This is a genomic window from Streptomyces marokkonensis (assembly GCF_008312835.1).
Taxonomy (GTDB): domain Bacteria; phylum Actinomycetota; class Actinomycetes; order Streptomycetales; family Streptomycetaceae; genus Streptomyces; species Streptomyces marokkonensis_A.
Map to the genome: position 1 here is coordinate 1 of NZ_VSKS01000053.1, position 2,566 is coordinate 2,566.

Genomic DNA, 2,566 nt, shown 5'->3' on the forward strand with positions numbered 1-2,566 from the left:
TCGCCGAGGGTGGTGCCGGTGCCGTGGGCTTCGACGGCGTCGATCTGGTCGGGGGTGAGGCGTGCGTTGGTGAGGGCTTGGTGGATGACGCGTTCTTGGGCGGGGCCGTTGGGTGCGGTCAAGCGGCTGCTGGCGCCGTCCTGGTTGACGGCGGATCCGGGGATGAGGGCGAGGATGGTGTGGCCTTGGGCCTGGGCGTGGCTGAGGCGTTGCAGGACGATGATTCCGGCGCCTTCGGCCCAGCCGGTGCCGTCGGCTTCGGCGGCGAAGGCTTTGCAGCGGCCGTCGGGGGCGAGGCCGCCCTGGCGGCTGAATTCCAGGAAGACAGCTGGTGTGGGGAGAACGGCCGCCCCGCCGGCGAGTGCCATGTCGCATTCGTTGTTGCGCAGGGCCTGGCAGGCGAGGTGCACGGCCACCAGGGAGGACGAACAGGCGGTGTCCACGGTCATGGTGGGGCCTTGGAGCCCGAGGGTGTAGGCGATGCGGCCTGACGCCACACTTCCCGAGCTCCCCGACATCAGATACCCCTGATACTCCTGCGGAGCATGCGTGGCCCGCGGTCCGTAATCATGCGCGGAAACACCCATGTACACGCCGGTCTTGCTGTCCGCTACGGAATGTGGATCGATGCCGGAATCTTCCAGAGCTTCCCAGGCGACCTCGAGCAGCAGACGCTGCTGCGGGTCCATGGCCTGTGCCTCCCGGTGGGAGATGTTGAAGAACTCGGCGTCGAACCGATCGGCGTCGTACAGGAACCCACCGGAGCGCGTGTAGGAGGTGCCGGGGTGCTCCGGGTCGGGGTGGAAGAGGGTGGAGAGGTCCCAACCACGATTCGTCGGGAACTCGGAGATCGCATCCCGGCCCTGAGCGACCAGGTCCCACAGCTCCCCGGGTGAACTTACCCCACCGGGCAGACGACACCCCATACCCACGATCGCGATGGGCTCATGCGTCCTGTCCTCCATGTCCTGCAGGCGCTGACGCGTCTGGAAGAGATCCGCAGTGACCCGCTTCAAGTAGTCAACGAGCTTCTTCTCATCAGCCATGGGAACCCGCCTCACCGGAGTCACGAAGGTTGTCACTGAATTCACGGTCGATGAACTGGAGGACCTCTTCGGCCGACGCCGAAGTGAGTGCGTCCGCCAGCTGCCCGCTGTTGTCATCGGGCCCGTCGTCGAACTTCCTCAGCATCGACTGGAGCTGTTCCTTCACCTCTGCACGCAAGCGGCTGTTCCCCGCGGGAACCGAGAAGAGGGAGGAATCGAGCCGGCGCAGCTCACCGAGGATGTCGTCCTGCCGTTCCGGGCCGGTGCCGTAGGCGAGCAGGCCGTCGAGATGACGTGCCAGAGCAGCCGGTGTCGGATGATCGAAGATGAGTGTCGCCGGTAGCTGCAGGCCGGTCAGACGGCCCAAGACGTTGCGCAACTCAATCGTGGACAGCGAGTCGAGACCCATGTCGAGGAAACCCGACCGCGCGGGTACGTCGGACACGTCCGGGTACGCCAGGATCGACGACGTCGTGCGCCGGACGAGGTCGAGCAGCCGTTCCTGCCGTTCGGCCGCGCCGAGACCGGCGAGCTGGTCCTTGAGTGAACTCGCCGCCGGTGTCGCCTGCGCGGGTGCTCCTGTCCCCTGCGCACGTCGCGCAGTGCGGGGAGCCAAGTCGGCGAGGATCGGGGGAAGGTCTCCGCCGTCGGCCCGGGAACGCAGCGCGGCGGTGTCGAGCGCGGTGCCGATGAGCAGCGGATGGTCCGACGCGGTCAGCGCGGCATCGAGCAGGCCCAGTCCGTACTCGGCCGTCATGGGCGGGAACCCCGTACGCGCGATGCGGGCCACGTCGGTCTCGCTCAGGAGCCCGGCCATGCCGTCGGTGTCGGCCCAGGGGCCCCAGGCGAGGCTGGTGGCGGGGAGTCCTTGGTGGTGGCGGTGGTGGGCGAGGGCGTCGAGGTAGGCGTTGGCGGCGGCGTAGTTGGCTTGTCCGGGTGAGCCCACGGTGGCGGCGAGGGAGGAGTAGAGGACGAAGGCGTCGAGGTCGAGGTGGCGGGTGGCGTGGTGGAGGTTCCAGGCGGCGTCCGCCTTGGGACGCAGGACGGCTTCGAGCTCAGGCACCGACAGTGAGGTGAAGGTGGCGTCCTCGACGACACCTGCGGTGTGGATGACGGCGGTGAGTGGGTGTTGTGGGGGGAGGTTGTGGAGCAGTGCTTCGGTGGCTTCGGGGTCGGCGACGTCGCATGCCGTGATGGTGACGTGGGCGCCGAGTTCCTGAAGTTCTTTGCGGAGTTGGTCGGCTCCTGGGGCGTTGGGGCCGGTGCGGCTGGCGAGGAGGAGGTGGCGTACTCCGTGTTGGGTGACGAGGTGGCGGGCGGTGTGTGCGGCGAGTGTTCCTGTGCCGCCGGTGATCAGGACTGTGCCGTGTGGGTTCCAGGTGGTGTTGCCGGTGGTGTTGCCGGTGGGGTGGCGGGTGAGTCGGGGGGTGTGGAGGTGGCCTTGGCGGATGGCGAGTTGGGGTTCGTGGTGGGTGTGGGCGTGGTGGAGGGCGTGGGGGAGGGCGGTGGGGGTGTCGGGG

General features: G+C 68.2%; 2 protein-coding genes. Both read right to left on the reverse strand.

The annotated features are described in order from the left end of the window. Window positions 1–1,046 (reverse strand): beta-ketoacyl synthase N-terminal-like domain-containing protein (locus tag F1615_RS35320; RefSeq protein WP_208818482.1); only part of this gene is annotated, 1,046 nt, incomplete at its 3' end. Next, the coding region (locus F1615_RS35325) for a type I polyketide synthase (RefSeq protein ID WP_149553124.1) at window positions 1,039–2,566 on the reverse strand (1,528 nt) is incomplete at its 5' end. The genes F1615_RS35320 and F1615_RS35325, both read right to left, overlap by 8 nt.